Below are 16,155 nucleotides of genomic sequence, written 5' to 3' on the forward strand. Positions count from 1 at the left end.
ACTTTTGCTATGCGAGCAACGGAAACTGCTTCGCTATTTCAGACTCGGTGCTTTTTGCAACCCAGCCCTCGGTATTATTAAATAATCTAATGGCGGTAAACTCAGGGTCGCTCCCCATATCAAACCAATGTGGGGTAAGAGTTGGGACCGAAATTAAGTCACCTTGCTGGCATAATACTTGGTAAATTTTGGCATCAATATGTAGGCAAAATAACCCTTGGCCTTTTACAAAAAAACGAACTTCGTCTTCACTATGAGTGTGCTCAAATAAAAACTTTTCTCGCATTTGTGCCGCTGCAGGATTACCTTTTGCAAGCGAAATAACATCCACCGTTTGGTAGCCATTTTGCGCTTTTAAGCGTGCTATATCATTTTTATACGCTGCGATAATTTGCTCATTTGTGGTGTGCTCATTAATGGGTGCGGTTGCTTGCCATTGTTCAAAACGTACATTTACCTTTGCTAATTGCTGAGTAATTTCGCTTAAATCGCGGGTGTTTACCAGCGCATTACTTGGATTGTTGTTAGCATAAATTGTTAATTGGCTCATGCAAATTGCTCCAATTTAACTGTGCTAAAGTCATGTACGTATGGGTGCGCGCTTTGTGCTTGGCCATCACGTATTAAGTGCAAGGTTTTAAGCCCTGCGGCTTTAGCTGCATCAAGCTCACCTGCCACATCACTTAAAAACAAGATTTCGTTAGCACTAAAAGGGAGCTGGTTAACTATAGTGTTATAGGCTGCTTGCTCTTGCTTTGCGCCGACTTTGGTATCAAAAAAATCATTAAACAGGGGGCGAATATCGCCATAGTCACTGTATTTAAAGAGTAACTGCTGCGCCCTTACCGAGCCTGATGAATAGACATAGAGTGCGGTGCCTTGAGCATGCTGAGCTTGTAAAAACTCAAACGCATCTGCGTATAGGTGGCCTTTAAAATCACCGTGCTCGTAGCCCGTTTGCCAAATTAGCCCTTGTATTTGCTTTAAAGGGGTAATTTTTTTATCTTCTTCAATCCACTTTAGTAACACGCTAATGACATTTTCTATATCGGCATCTGGCTCATTAATAATGGCTTTAACAGCCGCTATTTGCTCAGCGACATGGGGTTTATTTTCGTTTAAGCGCATAAACGTTGCTAGTTGCTTGGCTGCATACGGAAACAGCACCTCTTTTACAAATGAGATACGTGTTATGGTGCCTTCAATATCAGTTAAAATTGCTTTTATCATTATAGCTGTGCCCCAATACCTTCTATTTTTAACCGTTCCAGCTCGCAACTAAATAAAAACTCTAACCCTTCTAAATGGCGAAGTGCTTGCTTGTAATTACGCCCTACTACATAAACGCCATGCCCACGAATTAACACTGCATGCTCAATGGGTGTATGTAAGTGGTGATCGCTAAGCAGCAAGCTTAAGCGGTCTATGTCTTGGTCGTTTTCAAAAATAGGAATGCTGAGCGTATCTAAATGCGAAGTTACCCCACTGAGTGACTTTTGCATTTCGTAACCGCTTAAATTTAATGCATGGCTTTTAATTACACGCGATAGTACGGTGGCTGCTACTGAGTGAGTATGCAGCACCACGTTTGCGTGCGGAATAAGCTTATACATGCCTAAGTGCAATTGCGTTTCGGCCGATGGGTTGCCAGCACCTTTAGTGCGATTACCTTGATGATCAAGCTCAATGAATGTGTGTGTACCGAGCTGACCTTTATCAAAGCCGCTAGCGGTAACCACATACCCTGTTGCGGTGCGCGCCGAAAAATTTCCGCCGGTGGCGGGAACCCAGCCTTTTTGACTGATCCATTTTCCGGCTTCAATAAGTTGCGAAATAGCGGTATTGTTGTGCATACATTCCTCACCAATGAGTGTAATACCAATGCGTAATAATACTTAATGCATTTGAGGCGCTAAACCAAACGCGAGCTGCGTTTTTGCTACCTCAAAATAGCTCAGTTAATTAAGCAAATTGATATAAAGCTATTTAATTTTAGACGGCTATACTTCTGTTTTAAGCAATGATAGCATCGCTTTAAGCGCAAAACCATCATTAAGGGCCTGTCGTGTTTGAAAGTAAATTACCAAATTTAAGTGTTAGTATATTTAGCCAAATGAGTGGCTTGGCAAGTCAGCATTCGGCAATAAATTTATCGCAGGGTTTTCCTGAGTTTGATGCGCCAGAATTACTAAAAAACCAGCTAAATTTTTATGTTCAGCAAGGGGTTAATCAATATTCGCCATCCAGTGGTGTGCCCCGTTTACAGCAACAAATAGCAAATTTAGTTTCGCGTAAATATGCGGCTAACATTGATGCAGCTGAGCAAGTTACGGTAACGTCGGGCGCCACCGAAGCATTATTTGTGGCTATTCAAACTATAGTACGCCCCGATGATGAAGTCATTGTGTTTGACCCCGCTTATGACTCTTACCAGCCTGCCATTGAGCTTGCTGGCGGTAAAACAGTTCATATTGCATTGCATGCACCCGATTATGCTATTGATTGGCAAACTGTTCGCAGCGCAGTGAGCAAAAACACGCGCGCTATAATTATTAATACGCCACACAACCCAAGCGGAAAAATACTTAAAAGCCATGATATAAACGCGCTTAAATCGTTAGTAAGCGACCACGATTTATATGTAATAAGTGATGAAGTTTACGAACATATTACCTTTGATGGCGATAAGCACTTAAGCATGCTTTGTGATGAGCAGCTGCGTGAAAAAAGCTTTGTTATATCAAGCTTTGGCAAAACATTTCACAGTACCGGCTGGAAAATGGGGTACTGTATTGCGCCTGCACCGCTTGCTATTGAATTTAGAAAAATACACCAGTATGTTACTTTTTCAAGCTTTACACCTGCACAACACGCATTGGCCGACATGCTTGAACAACAAGGCGAGCATGTCGATGAGCTGAGTAATTTTTATCAGCAAAAGCGCGACTTACTGGCACAGCACTTAAGTGACAGCCGTTTTAATATTTTACCAAGCCAAGGTACGTACTTTTTATTGCTCGATTACAGTGAAGTGTCTGATCTTAATGATGTGGATTTTTGCCACTGGTTAGTAGAGCAAGCTGGGGTTGCTGCTATTCCTTTAAGTGTGTTTTATAAGCAACCTTCAAATGATAAAGTGATTCGACTGTGTTTTGCTAAAAACGATGAAACCTTAATAGAGGCCGCGCAAATATTATGTCAACTTTAACGCTTACACTCGTTCAAAGTGCGCTGCATTGGCTTGATAAAGACGCCAATTTAGCCATGTTTGATAAAAAATTAGCAGCGATGAGCGCTCAACCTGATTTAATTTTACTACCCGAAACCTTCGCCACAGGCTTTGCTATTAACCTTGATTGCGCAGAGCCCGAAAATGGCAAAGTGCTGAGCTGGCTAAAAACCCAAGCACATAAACATAAAGCCGTTATTGCAGGTTCGGTTTTGGTTGCTCAAGGCGATAAAAAAGCGAATCGCTTTTATTGGGTGACCCCAAGTGGCGAGGTAAATTATTACGATAAACGTCATTTATTTCGCTTAGGCAGTGAGGGCGATTACGTTGTCGCAGGACAAGCGCGTAAAACGTTTGAAATTAACGGTTTTAAGTTACTGCCACAAGTATGTTACGACTTGCGCTTTCCGGTTTTTCAGCGCAACAATAATGATTACGATGTAATGATAAACGTTGCTAACTGGCCTGCAGTTCGTCGTCATATTTGGGATACGCTATTAATGGCGCGCGCTATGGAAAACCTATGTTATGTAGTAGCCGTTAACCGTGTTGGCGACGATGGCAATGGTGTTGCGCACAATGGCGGCACGGCTGTGTACGACTTTAAAGGCGATACGATCGCCAAAGCAAAAGACAATACACAAGAGTTACTTACCGTAACACTTGAAAAAGCACCGCTCGATGATTTTAAAGCCTCGTTTCCTGCTTATTTAGATGCCGACGCGTTTACCTTGGTATAAATCGCTAAGCATTAGCGCCTAGCCAATAAAGTGCTAAAATAGCCGCTGATATGTTTATTGGCGGCTTTATGAATACAACCCTTATAACACCGGTAATTTTAGCGGGCGGCATTGGCACACGGTTATGGCCGCTTTCTCGCCAAGCTATGCCTAAGCAATTTTTACCTCTGCTTGATAACAAACACTCACTATTACAAAGCACGTTAGCGCGTGTATCGGGCGAGGGGTTTGCAAAGCCAATACTTGTTTGTAACGAACAGCACCGCTTTATTGCTGCTGAGCAAAGTGCGCAGGCTACTCCTCATGCACTTTTGTTAGAGCCGCAGGGTAAAAATACCGCGCCGGCTATTGCGCTGGCAGCACACTACGCTTTACAGCAAGGCATAACTGGGCCAATACTGGTGATGCCTGCCGATCATCATATATCCAACTTTACTGAGCTCACACTTAAACTAAATGATGCAATTGAATTAGCCCTGCAAGGTATGCTGGTCACGTTTTCAATTACACCAACACAGCCCCACACTGGGTTTGGCTACATTAAGCAAGGTAGTAAAATAGCAGGCTCAAATTGCTATAAAGTGGCTGCATTTAAAGAGAAGCCAAGCTTGGCTACCGCTGAGCATTATTTAACTCAAGGCGGTTATAGCTGGAATAGCGGGATGTTTTTATTTACACCGCAAGCCTATTTAAATGAGCTAGAACGCTTTGCACCAAAAATTGCACACAGTGTAAGCGCGGCGGCTAATTTCTCTGACGATTTAGGATTTACAAGGCCGATAAGTGAGCCACTTAAAAATTGCCCAAGTGACTCTATCGATTACGCCATTTTAGAGCGCAGTAATAATGTAGCAGTGCTGCCTGTTGCTCTTAATTGGAGTGATGTAGGCAGCTTTAGTGCCTTGGCTAGCCTTATTAAAAAAGATGCACATGGCAATAATGAAAACGATAGCCATAGCGCGCAAAATAGTACTAATAATTTTGTTTTAAGCGAAGACGATCACAGCGTTGCTACCCTTGGGGTTAGCGACTTAGCTATTATTCATACCCACGATGCCACCCTCGTTGCCAATAAAAACAAGCTCGATGGTCTGCCTTTATTGCTCAAGCAATTAGCGGTTAGCCAAAGTGATAAACTCAATCACCATCAGGTTGTGTATCGGCCTTGGGGCAATTACCGCACTTTAGTAACAGGGGCAGGGTTTAAAGTTAAAAAAATAACCGTAAACAGCGGGGCTAAACTTTCAACGCAGCGCCATCAGCATCGTGCAGAGCATTGGGTAGTGGTATCGGGGATTGCCGATGTACGTATTGATAAGCAAGCATTAACACTTAGCCACGACCAATCTTGCTACATTGCAGCAAAACAAATACACAGCTTAGCGAACAATCAAAAAGAGCCGCTAATTGTCATTGAAGTACAAACTGGCACCGTACTAGATGAAAGTGACATAGAGCGTTTTGATGATAAGTATGGAAGGTTAGGTATTTAAATAAAGTGGTTTTCTAGTGATAAACTTAAGTAGCGAGGTTGTTGATTGAAATAAAAAGTTATTTAAAATACTATGTTGTCAGTTAAAATTATAGGGACGTTACATGGATAAATCTTTGATTACAGCTGTTCAAGTAGAACCTGGTGAACTCCTTCAAGGGTTACGCCAAAGTATAAGAGAATCAGGTGTTATTTATAAGTTTAGAGACTCAGAAACACTTATTTCAAACGAGTTGGAGAAAACTTTAAAAGAGACCGAACGTAAACTTACTGAAGCTGAAATTGCTCAACATGCTGCTCGCCTTTATAATAAGATAGCTACTAGGAGTGTTAAGTTTGGTTTATTAGCATATTCTCGTTATGCAGAGATGGCAAATAGAACAACAACAGAAGCTCTTTTGAAAGAAAAACACCGGCCGCAAAGAATGGCAAGATATATGTCTGCAACAGGAGCTGGTAAAAAGCCACCAAATACGGCTACCCATGCGATTGTATCTGGTACTCATGAGCTGGCGCGAGCTGCTAGAAAGATACTTGCTAAATTTAAAATTCGAATAGATGATCCAAGTAATGGAGTCTTTTTGCCAAAGAACGAAAACTACGTTCCTCACCCAGCTATGCCTGACGCTTCTAATCATGCAAAAATTCATACAGAGTTATATTATCTAAATATTACTAATCAACTATCGTTAGCAAATACACGTAGTGAATGTGCAGCGATTTTACAATCAATTGCTATATCGCTACAAAATGGAGTTTATGGGTACTAATGAGTAAAGTTATTTATAAAATCACGCCAAACGTTAACCATTACAGAGTCATATTTCCTGATAGCGAATCTTTATGTGAGCCTGACCTATGGAAGCCTGATGGTTCATCAAAAGAGTCAACATTAATAAATTTTAGTGCGCATTACAATCAAGAAAAAAAAACACCTATAGGTGATATTACAGCAATAAATTTACAAGGCCTTGCTATAAAAGAGCACGTAGCAAATGAACTGGCAGATATTTTTGAAGATTCGGGAGAGTTACTACCTTTCTATGTAGGTGATGAAAACTGGTACTTTTATAATGTCACTAGAACAATAAGGGGATTTTTGGATGTTGAAATGAGTACTTTTATGCTACCAGGTTTAAATATTGGATTACAAAAAGCGGTATTCAAAAAAGAAAAACTACCAAAGCATAGTTGTATATTTAAAATTCCAGAGGATCGATTTGAAGGTACTTATGTTCTTGACTCTCGTGTAAGTGATAGAGACATTTCTCTAAATCTATTTTGTGCTTTGCAAGCGCACGGCTTTACTGGGCTAAGCTTTGAAGAAGTTGCCAGGTTTGAATAAATAAACTAAAGCATCCAAGGTATATGCTTTTCAATGCTAACTCAACTGCCCACGTACAAACTTTAAGTATTGTTCTAGGCTGCGCTGCCATAGCTCTAACGCCTCATCTAACAGGTTGTTATGGGGTTTGTTATCAAGCAAGCGGCGCTCTATTTTTTTAAGCTCAATACCGTAACGGTTAAAGCCTAATTGCAGCGCGGTGCTTGCTTGGCGGTGCAATAATTTAATGCACTGCTCTGGTTGCTGGTCAATAAGTTCTTGGCATCGGGTTAGTTTAGTCCGTGCTGAGAGTACAAATTCATTGTAAATCGACGACACTTCATCCTCACTAAATGAGCTAGTTAGCGTTTCTGCTGCGGTTTCGTCGTATAAGGTGTCTACTAGCTCTACAGCTATATTTGCAGTTTGATTGGATTGTGAATCACTCAGTGCTTGGCGAAGCTTTTGCTGCTTAATTGGTTTGCCTACTATGTCTTTTATTCCCAGAGCTAAGTATTCTTTTACCTCATCAGGGCTTAAGCTTGCTGTAAAAGCCAGTACGGGCGTGCGCTGGTTTTTATGCTCCAAACGCTGCAAACGTTTTAATACTTCTTGGCCGGTAAAGTCTGGCAGGTTCATATCCAGTAAAATAACGTCAAAGTGATGCGTTTGCAGCAGTTCAATAGCGCTTTTGCCATCTTTGGCGAGCTTTATTTTATGCTCATCTTCGGCCATAAATTCAATGGCAATTTTTTGATTTAAATCTAAATCCTCGACTAGCAGTACTTCAAGGCCGGTTAAGTAGTCTTTGTTTTGATGGCGCTGCTCTACCAAACTAAGCTCCCCTAGCGTAAAGGTGGTGGTAAAGCTAAATACGCTACCAGTGCCTAGTTGACTGGTTATTTCTAAACGGCTGCCTAGCTTTTCTAGTAAGCGGCTGGTGATGGCAAGCCCAAGGCCGGTGCCGCCTTTTTCTTTGCCGGCGCTACTTTGTACGTAGGGTTCGGTTAAGTAGGCTATTTCGTCTTTTTCGATACCAGGGCCTGAGTCTTTAACGCTAATTTTTATGGTGTGCTCAAGTTGCCTGTCGCTTATTAAATCAACCTGAATTTTTACTATACCGTGGTCGGTAAATTTAATGGCGTTACCAACAAGGTTAATAATAATTTGCCTTAATTTTTGCTGATCGCAGTAGTAACAGGCTTGTTCAGGGATATTACATACCAGTTCAAACTTAAGTTGTTTTTGCTCCGCTAATGGGCTGAGCAATAAACATAAATTGTTTAACCAGGTTTTAAATTCAATGTCTTCTTCGTAAAGTGCTTCATCACTTTGATCTAGGCTTGCGTAGTCGAGCACTTTATCAACCAGTAAGTTTAATGACTCGGCTGAATTAATAATGGCCTCACAATAGGCTTTATTGCGGGTATCGGTGCTTTGGTTCATAACCAATTGGGCGCTGCCTAATATGCCATTAAGGGGGGTGCGAATTTCATGGCTAATCGTTGATAAAAACAGGCCTCTAATTTCTAAATCTTTTTGGGCTTTGTCGGCTAGCTTGTTAAGGTTTTTTTCTCTGCGTTCATTACACAAAAGCGCCATACCGGCGGCATAAAACATAGGTGCAATAACGCCATTTAAAAACAGTAAGCTGCTAAACCATGGGCTTTGCAATAGCAGGGGTTGTTCAATATTAACCATAAATAGTGAGCGGCTAATAAAGCTCAGGCCAACTAAAGTTAATATTAAAATGTAAACAATGGTGCCATTTGGGTAGGGCTTTCGGGCATATTTAATAAATAAAAACAGCAAAAAAGTGGCTTCTGCAATGTGCTGTACATCCGAGACGTAAATACGCTCGCGTAAAGAAGGGTCAATAAAAGAATAATACCCCAACATTACGGCGCTAAACGCGGTAAAGGAGCACAATAGCTTAAATCCAATACCCCGATAATCTAAAAATTGGCATATGGCCAAGCTGTGCACAATTGATGCGCCAAACATCATACTGCTGGCAATACTAATCACAATAAGGTTGTGTGTTTTGCCAATCAGCGTAAAGCCAATTACTGCGCCTAGTAATAAAACCGGGTAAAAAATATAAAGCAGAGTACCTGGGGTACTTTTGTTGGTACGCCATGTTAAAAAGTTAAGAAGGGTCATTACAATAATAACGGCAATGCTGGCAAAAAAGAGGGTAAATGAGTCGAGCATAGAGGTTCCAGCAATGGGTACTTTAAATAGAGTAATAAAAAGCGATTAATTTAACAAGCATGCAGCATAAACAAAAACAGGCACCATAAGTGCCTGTTTTTAAATTACGAAATTGATTAACGAATTTCGTCTGGAATGTTTTGTTGAGCCCAAGATAGTAGCTCAATACGGTTACGACATTTAGTTTTTCTAAATGCGCTGTATAAATGTGTTTTAACTGTGTGCGGGCTGATGCTTAAATCTTCAGCAATTTCTTTGTTTTTAGAACCCTTACTCATTAACGAGATTATTGCTTTTTCTCGTTTAGTGAGTTTAATTGGCTCTATATCGCCTTCGGTCAGCTTGTGTAGTGCGTCTTTATTAAACTGCAGCATGCGGTTTAATGCATTACACATAATGTCACGTCTGTACCAAAGCTGATCTTCTAAAAGTAAGCGAATACCTTTCATTAATACATCAGCGTTATCTGTCGTATAAAACACGCCACGAATACCGCTCAACAGCGCGCGGTTAGCGAGCTCTGGGTTTTCGTCTAGGTTAAATAATACGATATCGCACTTGGTGCGCAGGTTAACTAGCTGTTCTTTTAGTTTACCCCATGCATCGTTACTTGATGTTTCAATGAACAGTAATCGAGTCCCTTCTGGTACATCTAAAATATTTGTACCCGTGGTTACGTCAAGGCCTTGCGTTTTTAACAAAGGTTCTAAAACGTTAATGCCAATGGTGTTAATTGGCTCTTGATCTAATAACAAAAAGGCTGAACTGCTCATGTTTTTATACTCTTTTTATAAAGCTGACTAGTTAAGTTTATCACGACTTCCACACCTTTTGTATTAGAAAGTCGGGTTTCGCCTTGTGAACAAGTACGATTTTACGATTATTTAAACATAAAATGTTGCAAATAAGTAATTATTTTTCACTTTATATACATGATAAACCATAACATTTGTAACTAGCTAAATACTAATAATTCCAGTGAATTTTTATTATTAAATTTTTAATTTTTTAGCTTCTTGATACGGAGGCCAGCCCATTTCTTTGCCTGCAAGCATATGTAAATGTATGTGATACACGGTTTGCCCGCCGTGTTTATTGCAGTTCATTACTACTCTGTAGCCATCGTCACTAAAGTTAAATTGCTTGGCTAATTTAGCAGCAACCTCGTATAAATTTCCAACTAAATGTGAGTTTTCGCTGTTAATATCATTGATAGTAGCAATTGCTTTTTTTGGAATAATTAACACATGAAAAGGGGCTTGCGGGTTTATATCTTTAAATGCAAGGGTGGTGTCGTCTTCGTAAATAATGTCGGCGGGAATTTCGCGGTTAATAATTTTTGTAAATATTGTTTCTGTGCTCATAATCGTTTCAGTGTAAGGGTTGAATTTAAAGTCACTAATGACAAATTTTGTTTGCAGTGTCAAACTCAAAACAAATAAAGGAGTTTTTATGCGTAAACCAATGTTAATAACTGCAGCTGCGGCACTATTGATGAGTATGTCAGTAAGTGCCGGAAATATTCACTTTCCTGAAGAGTTAGTGCCTTTACAAGTCGGCGAAAGAGTGATTGAAAGCTCTTTATTTAGCCGCGTTGACGACATTGAACTTGCCCCTGGGTCTTATCGATTAAAATTAAAATACACCGATTTATACGAGCTAGGCTTTGACGATCATGAGGTAATAGAGTCTGAACCGTTTTGGGTAGATATTACTATTGACGATAACAAAGACTACGACATGGTGTTTAATCGTGCCGATAACGCGGTATCAGCGAAAATATTTGCTGAGGCACCACAGGTAAGTTTAAAAGCAAAGGGCGCGTCTGTGGCACAGCCGCTTAGTGTTATTTCAAATACACAGCTTGCAAGTCAAAAGCCTGCTTTACAAAATACGGTGCCAGCGGGTCCAACGCGTCCAAGCCAACCTATTAAGCCTATTGCGCCTATTAATGGCAAAGGCATGCCAAGTGCACCGCAAATGCTAGAATTTTGGTGGCAGCAAGCAACTATTGCTGAGCGAAAGGCCTTTTTAGAAAAGGTAACGAACCAAGGCGCTGAATCATAAACTTATCTCACCTACTAATGTTAAGCGCTAACTGCGCTGAACTTAGTTACAGTTTTTAGCTTGAGAAAATTACAGTATTAAAAAAGGCCGATAAATCGGCCTTTTTTAATGGTTTTGCTGTTTTACCCTAAAGGTCTAAACACTTTTAGGGTTGGCACAGATTGTTTATTTATCAAATAAAGCGTCAATGGTGCCTTGTGCAAGTGGGTGGTAGCCTGGGCGTGCTTTGATGTATACATCATGTGCCCACTCACGCTTACCATTTTTAATAAGTGCTTTGTATAACGGCACAATTAATTTACGGCGGCCAATACCTGATAAATGCTTATCAAGCGCTGGGTAAATAGGTTGGTAACCATTACCTACCGCTAACATAAACCATGCAAACGCGCGCTCTGCATTGGTTGATTGCGTTAAGTTAAATTGCTTATCAAGCTCGCTCATTTTATCTAAGCTTAAATCACGTGGTAGGTTATTTAAAAAGTGTAACCATTCGTGCACTGTCCACTGAGCCGTAGGTAATTGTGCTGCGCTTGTTTCACCTTTTAACCATGCTGCGCTTGCTGTATCTACTTTATCAAACGCATCCGATGTTGGGTTAGGTGCATCGCTTGGTAAACCTGGCTCAAAAATCCACTCATTCACTTTATCCATGCTTACAACGCCTGGATATTTTTCAATTAAGTTGGCTTTTAAGTAAGTAACAAATTGCGCAGTAGTCAGCGATTTAAATGCAAACTCATTAAAGTAGGTCTTAACAAAGTCATCAAACTTATCACGGCCGTATTTTTCTTCTAGGTAGATTAAAAATAGCTGACCTTTAGTGTATGGCACTGAGCTAAATGCATCATCTGGATCGCGGCCATTAAGTTTTAAATTAAGGCGCGTATCGGGTGCATCAATGGTTTTAAGTTGCGCGCGTAAGCCTGCTGCATCTAAAGCTTGCTCCATTACGGCGCGGTCGCGGCCAAACACTTCTTCCATGATGCGGTTTTCAACGTAAGAGGTAAAACCTTCGTTTAACCATAAATCTTCCCACGTCGCGTTGGTAACTAAGTTACCAGACCAAGAGTGTGCAAGCTCATGCGCAATAAGGTTTACTAAGCTTTTATCGCCAGCAACTACGGTAGGGGTAATAAACGAAAGGCGCGGGTTTTCCATACCACCAAACGGAAAGCTAGGCGGTAACATTAATAAATCGTAACGACCCCATGCATACTCACCATACATTTCGTTGGTTTTGTCGATCATGGCTTGGGTGTCGTTAAACTCGGCAACCGAAGCATCTAAAATTTCAGGCTCGGCAAATATACCAGTTTGTTTTGACATGGCTTTGAATTCTAAATTACCTGCACCAATCGCAATTAAGTACGGCGAAATAGCTTGTGGCATCTCAAAGTGGTAGTCGCCATCTTTGTATAGTGCGTCTTTGTTATCGGCGCTCATTACGGCACGTATATCTTTTGGTGTATGAATACGGGCAGAGTAAGTAACGCGCATGGCAGGGGTATCTTGTACTGGTAACCAGCTACGAGCGTGAATAGCCTGCGATTGGCTGTACATAAACGGGTGCGTTTTGCTGGCTGTTTGCTCTGGTGTTAACCATTGCAGGCCAGATGCTTCTGGGCGGCTGTTGTAGTAAATACGTACTTTTGGCGCTTGGCTTTTTAAAGTAATTGTTAGTTTTGAGCCTTTAACATCATCGCGATCTGCCAGTGTAAATTTAGCTTTGTGCCAATCGCCCGAGGTGTCTTGGTACATTACTTTATCAATGTCTAAGTCGCGGGTATCAAGTACCAGCTTTTTACTCGTGTCATTGTTCCACTTTAGCGTGTGCTCAACAAAACCTTCTAATTGCTTGTCGGCAAAATCGACATCTAAATCAAGGTTTAAGTGTGTTGTTACCACATCATCTAGGTTGGCGTATGAGTTTTGATCAATCGCGTTTGCCATTGCTTGCGAGCACATACCGGCCATAGCGAGGCTTAAAAAAAGAGGTTTAATTTTCATAAAATACCCTGAACACTAATAATAAGTGCAGGTTTTATATCATGATTGATACAGCGGGTTGAGTGATTTTTACATTCTTTGCGACAATAAGGTAAACTACTGCGATTAGTTACCAGTACACTCAGAGACCTTTGTGGCGCACTCATTAAAACCTTTACATACCTTTGCACTAAACAATCAATGCCAGCATTTTGTTGAAATAACCTCGGTTGAGCAACTTAAAGCACACCGTTTTAGTGCTCCGTTTTGTTTATTAGGGGAAGGTAGCAACACAATATTTTTAGAAAACTACGCAGGCACCGTAATTAAAATGGCCACTAAGGGCATTACTATTACCGAGCGAGAAAATGACGTATTAGTGAGTGCAGCTGCGGGTGAGAACTGGCATAACCTAGTAAGCTATTTACTTGATAAAAATATTGCAGGGCTTGAAAACCTAGCGCTTATTCCGGGCACTGTTGGGGCGTCGCCGGTACAAAACATTGGTGCTTATGGTGTTGAGCTCGCTCAATTTGTAGAGTCGGTTGAATACATTGATATAGCCACAAAAACCAAGGTGACTTTAACTAACGCACAGTGTGAGTTTGCTTATCGTGACTCTATTTTTAAACATGCTTTAAAAAACAAAGCGGTGATCACTCAGGTTAATTTAGCGCTCCCTAAGAAGTGGCAGCCAGTTTTAAGTTATGGCCCACTCAAAGTATTGCAAAATCCCACCCCTAAAATGGTATTTGAGCAGGTTATTGAAATTCGTAACGCTAAGCTGCCAAACCCATACACTTTAGCCAATGCGGGTAGCTTTTTTAAAAATCCGATTATTAGCAATGCGCGTTTAGAAGCGCTGCTTGTGCGGTTTGGTGATTTACCGCATTACCCCTATGGGGAAAACCATCACAAAGTGGCGGCAGGTTGGCTAATTGACCAAGCGGGCTTGAAGGGCTTTACAGTAGCAGGGATTGAGGTGCACCAGCAACAGGCGCTGGTATTAGTTAATCATGGTGATAGTAAAGGGCGCGATTTAATCACTATGATCACGCATATACAAAATACGGTGTTTACACGTTACGGCATAATGCTAGAGCACGAAGTAAGGCTTATAAACACAAATAGTGAATGCCATATTACTACGGAGCACGCGTAATGAAAGCACCAGATGGAAATAAACTAGCAATATTAAACGCACTTAACCAAGGTGGCTTTGTATCGGGCCAAGTCCTTGGCGAGCAACTGGGTATAAGCCGTGCGGCAGTGAGTAAACATATACAAACACTGCAAGACATGGGGCTCGATATATTTAAAGTGACGGGTAAAGGTTACAGTTTAAACAATGCGGTGGGTTTGCTAAACCGAGACGATATAACCAAACATTACCATGCATTAGGTGCCAATATAGCCCAAGTAGAAGTACACCCTATTATAGATTCAACCAACAGCGAGCTAATGCGCCGTATTCAAAATAAAGTCGCGCTTGAGTCTGGCACTGTTGTGGTTGCCGAAATGCAGCAAGCAGGGCGCGGAAGGCGAGGGCGGGTATGGCAATCTCCATTTGGGGCTAATTTATATTACAGTTATTTTTGGCGCTTAGATGATGGCCTGCAAGCTGCTATGGGCGTATCAATTGCAGTAGGGCTTGCGGTATATGATGCTATAAAAGCACTTTACGATATAGACATTGAACTTAAATGGCCAAACGACATATACATAAATAAGCAAAAACTAGCTGGAGTATTAGTTGAGCTAGATGGGCAACCGCAAGGCCCTTGTCAGCTAGTCATTGGTATTGGCATTAATCTACACATGCCGCAAAACACCAGCGAACACATTGACCAAGCATGGACTGATTTAAGCCAACACACCACCGCGCTTGATAAAAACCAGTTAGTTGCTTCGCTTACCTTTTATTTAGAGCAGCGTTTGGCAGATTACCAGCAAGACGGGCTAAACAGTATGTACGCACAGTGGAACGCCCTAAACGCCTTTGCAGGAGAATGCGTAGAGCTAAATACGGGGCACAGAAGCTGGCGGGGTATTTGTGAGGGTATTGATCAGCACGGCGGAATACGTATTCGCCAAGACGGCGAAGTTAAAAGTTACTATGGCGGCGAAATCTCGTTAAGAAAGGCGGAATTATGAAACTGCTAATAGATGTAGGTAATACGTCATTAAAAGCGGCCTTATGGCGCGAGCAACAAGCAACGCCCGTTTCTATGAGCGACGTGCCGTGGCAAGCAATAACTGAGGTTGTGTATGCTTGTGTAGGTAACAGTGAATTATTAAATGACGCGCTCACATTAGCCGCCAAAAAAAGTATTCCGTGTTTTGAGGCGCATGTTAGTAAAAATCTCAGTGGCTTAAGCTGCGCATATGAACAGGTTAGCAATTTAGGTATTGACCGCTGGCTTGCGCTGGTGGCAGGTTTTACACTTTACCCAAACAGAGCGAGTATTATTGTTGATGCTGGCACAGCAACCACTATTGATGTACTGAGTGGCGAAGGCGAGCACTTAGGAGGCTGGATATTGCCCGGCCTTGATTTAATGACTCGCTCATTAACACAAAATACTCAACGCGTGTTTGATGATGCCAATACCCCCTTTTTAAACGAGCTAGGTAAAAACACACCCAATGGATTAAAAAATGGCGCGCTGGTGGCAACATTAGGCGCTATTGAGCAGGCCAAATATCAACTTAAACACATCGCAGGCGAACAAAAACCACAAATTTTGTGCGCAGGTGGTTACGGTTTGCTGTTACAGCAGCAAATAAGTGGCAGTATTTTTGATTCTTTATTGGTTATGAAAGGATTAAATTATTGGCATGAGCTAAGTAAAAACGACGAAAAACAGCAAAATTAAGCACTTTTGCATGAATTGTGAGCATTTAAGCTAAAAAATTACATTTTTTTTAATTTTATAGTTGCATCATAATAAACCTTACTCTAATATCTCGCCCCGTACTAAAGCAGTGCCGACTTAGCTCAGCTGGTAGAGCAACTGACTTGTAATCAGTAGGTCAACCGTTCGACTCGGTTAGTCGGCACCACTTTCCTTTTACCGAAAGTGAATTAGTAAAGAATTAT

Annotated in this window: 16 protein-coding genes and 1 tRNA gene; 10 read left to right on the forward strand and 7 right to left on the reverse strand. The window is 41.3% G+C overall.

Annotated elements, in window-relative coordinates:
• Window positions 1-7 precede the first annotated feature (7 nt).
• From OIZ54_RS17055 to OIZ54_RS17065, 3 genes are read right to left on the reverse strand one after another with little or no spacing between them, the layout of a single operon-like run.
• Entirely contained in the window at window positions 8-550 is a 543-nt protein-coding gene (locus OIZ54_RS17055; RefSeq protein WP_121638140.1) for a 1,2-dihydroxy-3-keto-5-methylthiopentene dioxygenase, read from the reverse strand.
• Window positions 547-1,230 carry an acireductone synthase gene (gene mtnC, locus OIZ54_RS17060; protein ID WP_264390902.1) on the reverse strand — a complete coding sequence of 228 codons (684 nt, stop codon included), beginning with the start codon at window positions 1,228-1,230 and terminating at the stop codon, window positions 547-549. Before mtnC ends, OIZ54_RS17055 begins: the two co-directional genes overlap by 4 nt.
• Window positions 1,230-1,853, reverse strand: a complete 624-nt coding sequence (locus OIZ54_RS17065) for a methylthioribulose 1-phosphate dehydratase (protein WP_004587487.1) — start codon at window positions 1,851-1,853, stop codon at window positions 1,230-1,232. The genes mtnC and OIZ54_RS17065 overlap by 1 nt, the downstream gene beginning before the upstream one ends.
• Window positions 1,854-2,065: 212 nt before the next feature.
• Here OIZ54_RS17065 and OIZ54_RS17070 point away from each other — a divergent pair, with 212 nt between their 5' ends.
• From OIZ54_RS17070 to OIZ54_RS17090, 5 genes are all read left to right on the forward strand, one after another.
• Entirely contained in the window at window positions 2,066-3,208 is a 1,143-nt protein-coding gene (locus OIZ54_RS17070) for a methionine aminotransferase (protein WP_248532845.1), read from the forward strand.
• A complete protein-coding gene (locus OIZ54_RS17075; RefSeq protein WP_055255456.1) occupies window positions 3,196-3,969 on the forward strand; it encodes an amidohydrolase in 774 nt (257 codons plus the stop codon). The genes OIZ54_RS17070 and OIZ54_RS17075 overlap by 13 nt, the downstream gene beginning before the upstream one ends.
• Window positions 3,970-4,037: 68 nt before the next feature.
• Window positions 4,038-5,462: a mannose-1-phosphate guanylyltransferase/mannose-6-phosphate isomerase gene (locus tag OIZ54_RS17080; RefSeq protein WP_264390903.1), complete on the forward strand. Its 1,425-nt coding sequence runs from the start codon at window positions 4,038-4,040 to the stop codon at window positions 5,460-5,462.
• A gap of 103 nt (window positions 5,463-5,565) precedes the next feature.
• A complete protein-coding gene (locus OIZ54_RS17085) occupies window positions 5,566-6,231 on the forward strand; it encodes an AHH domain-containing protein (RefSeq protein WP_096740310.1) in 666 nt (221 codons plus the stop codon).
• Window positions 6,231-6,806, forward strand: a complete 576-nt coding sequence (locus tag OIZ54_RS17090) for a hypothetical protein (RefSeq protein ID WP_096740309.1) — start codon at window positions 6,231-6,233, stop codon at window positions 6,804-6,806. Before OIZ54_RS17085 ends, OIZ54_RS17090 begins: the two co-directional genes overlap by 1 nt.
• 36 nt (window positions 6,807-6,842) lie before the next feature.
• Here OIZ54_RS17090 and OIZ54_RS17095 read toward each other — a convergent pair whose 3' ends face one another.
• The 3 genes from OIZ54_RS17095 to OIZ54_RS17105 form a co-directional block, all read right to left on the reverse strand.
• Entirely contained in the window at window positions 6,843-8,999 is a 2,157-nt protein-coding gene (locus OIZ54_RS17095; RefSeq protein ID WP_096740308.1) for an ATP-binding protein, read from the reverse strand.
• Window positions 9,000-9,115: 116 nt separating this feature from the next.
• The gene (locus OIZ54_RS17100) at window positions 9,116-9,772 is read right to left on the reverse strand and encodes a helix-turn-helix transcriptional regulator (RefSeq protein ID WP_004587492.1); all 657 of its coding nucleotides are present in this window, start codon (window positions 9,770-9,772) and stop codon (window positions 9,116-9,118) included.
• Window positions 9,773-9,991: 219 nt separating this feature from the next.
• The gene (locus OIZ54_RS17105; RefSeq protein WP_004587493.1) at window positions 9,992-10,363 is read right to left on the reverse strand and encodes a histidine triad nucleotide-binding protein; all 372 of its coding nucleotides are present in this window, start codon (window positions 10,361-10,363) and stop codon (window positions 9,992-9,994) included.
• Window positions 10,364-10,451: 88 nt separating this feature from the next.
• Between OIZ54_RS17105 and OIZ54_RS17110 the strand changes: the two genes are divergently transcribed.
• Complete coding sequence (locus tag OIZ54_RS17110) at window positions 10,452-11,066, forward strand: DUF2057 domain-containing protein (RefSeq protein ID WP_264390904.1); 615 nt, start codon at window positions 10,452-10,454, stop codon at window positions 11,064-11,066.
• A 165-nt stretch (window positions 11,067-11,231) separates the two neighbouring features.
• Here OIZ54_RS17110 and OIZ54_RS17115 read toward each other — a convergent pair whose 3' ends face one another.
• Window positions 11,232-13,076, reverse strand: coding sequence for a M1 family metallopeptidase (locus OIZ54_RS17115; protein ID WP_029774313.1), 1,845 nt, complete (start codon window positions 13,074-13,076; stop codon window positions 11,232-11,234).
• 133 nt (window positions 13,077-13,209) lie between these two features.
• On the opposite strand from OIZ54_RS17115, the gene murB reads away from it, so the two are divergent.
• The 4 genes from murB to OIZ54_RS17135 all read left to right on the forward strand — a co-directional run bounded on the left by murB (window position 13,210) and on the right by OIZ54_RS17135 (window position 16,118).
• Complete coding sequence (gene murB, locus OIZ54_RS17120) at window positions 13,210-14,217, forward strand: UDP-N-acetylmuramate dehydrogenase (RefSeq protein ID WP_029774312.1); 1,008 nt, start codon at window positions 13,210-13,212, stop codon at window positions 14,215-14,217.
• Window positions 14,217-15,209: a bifunctional biotin--[acetyl-CoA-carboxylase] ligase/biotin operon repressor BirA gene (gene birA, locus OIZ54_RS17125; RefSeq protein WP_029774311.1), complete on the forward strand. Its 993-nt coding sequence runs from the start codon at window positions 14,217-14,219 to the stop codon at window positions 15,207-15,209. Before murB ends, birA begins: the two co-directional genes overlap by 1 nt.
• The gene (locus OIZ54_RS17130; protein ID WP_029774310.1) at window positions 15,206-15,931 is read left to right on the forward strand and encodes a type III pantothenate kinase; all 726 of its coding nucleotides are present in this window, start codon (window positions 15,206-15,208) and stop codon (window positions 15,929-15,931) included. The genes birA and OIZ54_RS17130 overlap by 4 nt, the downstream gene beginning before the upstream one ends.
• Window positions 15,932-16,042: 111 nt before the next feature.
• Window positions 16,043-16,118: transfer RNA gene (locus OIZ54_RS17135), tRNA-Thr, on the forward strand.
• Window positions 16,119-16,155: the final 37 nt, after the last annotated feature.

The organism is Pseudoalteromonas sp. A3, assembly GCF_025942345.1.
GTDB lineage: Bacteria > Pseudomonadota > Gammaproteobacteria > Enterobacterales > Alteromonadaceae > Pseudoalteromonas > Pseudoalteromonas atlantica.

Coding starts and splice junctions, on each gene's coding strand:
- OIZ54_RS17055 (WP_121638140.1), bottom strand. CDS start 550: ATGAGCCAATTAACAATTTATGCTAACAACAATCCAAGTAATGCGCTG.
- mtnC (WP_264390902.1), bottom strand. CDS start 1,230: ATGATAAAAGCAATTTTAACTGATATTGAAGGCACCATAACACGTATC.
- OIZ54_RS17065 (WP_004587487.1), bottom strand. CDS start 1,853: ATGCACAACAATACCGCTATTTCGCAACTTATTGAAGCCGGAAAATGG.
- OIZ54_RS17075 (WP_055255456.1), top strand. CDS start 3,196: ATGTCAACTTTAACGCTTACACTCGTTCAAAGTGCGCTGCATTGGCTT.
- OIZ54_RS17080 (WP_264390903.1), top strand. CDS start 4,038: ATGAATACAACCCTTATAACACCGGTAATTTTAGCGGGCGGCATTGGC.
- OIZ54_RS17085 (WP_096740310.1), top strand. CDS start 5,566: ATGGATAAATCTTTGATTACAGCTGTTCAAGTAGAACCTGGTGAACTC.
- OIZ54_RS17090 (WP_096740309.1), top strand. CDS start 6,231: ATGAGTAAAGTTATTTATAAAATCACGCCAAACGTTAACCATTACAGA.
- OIZ54_RS17095 (WP_096740308.1), bottom strand. CDS start 8,999: ATGCTCGACTCATTTACCCTCTTTTTTGCCAGCATTGCCGTTATTATT.
- OIZ54_RS17100 (WP_004587492.1), bottom strand. CDS start 9,772: ATGAGCAGTTCAGCCTTTTTGTTATTAGATCAAGAGCCAATTAACACC.
- OIZ54_RS17105 (WP_004587493.1), bottom strand. CDS start 10,363: ATGAGCACAGAAACAATATTTACAAAAATTATTAACCGCGAAATTCCC.
- OIZ54_RS17110 (WP_264390904.1), top strand. CDS start 10,452: ATGCGTAAACCAATGTTAATAACTGCAGCTGCGGCACTATTGATGAGT.
- OIZ54_RS17115 (WP_029774313.1), bottom strand. CDS start 13,076: ATGAAAATTAAACCTCTTTTTTTAAGCCTCGCTATGGCCGGTATGTGC.
- birA (WP_029774311.1), top strand. CDS start 14,217: ATGAAAGCACCAGATGGAAATAAACTAGCAATATTAAACGCACTTAAC.
- OIZ54_RS17130 (WP_029774310.1), top strand. CDS start 15,206: ATGAAACTGCTAATAGATGTAGGTAATACGTCATTAAAAGCGGCCTTA.